The 233-nt window shown below is 65.2% G+C and carries 1 protein-coding gene; it reads left to right on the forward strand.

Features of this window, described 5'->3' with window-relative positions:
- Positions 1–233: FAD-dependent oxidoreductase (locus SB816_RS35185; RefSeq protein ID WP_410548648.1), on the forward strand; the 233-nt coding region annotated here is incomplete at both ends.

Raw genomic sequence — 233 nt, forward strand, 5'->3', positions numbered from 1 at the left:
CACATGCTGGCGACCGCGCGCGCCTTGTTTCCGAACGGCGCGGACTACGCGCGGCCTTCCTACTGGGCCGGACTGCGGCCGATGACGCCGGAAGGCACGCCGCTGATCGGCGCGACGCGGCATCGCAATCTCTTTCTCAACACGGGGCATGGTCATATGGGTTGGACCATGTCGTGCGGCACCTCGAAAATCCTCGCCGACCTGATGAACGGACGGCAGCCCGAGATCGACAT

It is taken from the genome of Achromobacter sp. SIMBA_011, from assembly GCF_046535435.1.
Classification (GTDB): Bacteria; Pseudomonadota; Gammaproteobacteria; order Burkholderiales; family Burkholderiaceae_B; genus Achromobacter; species Achromobacter dolens.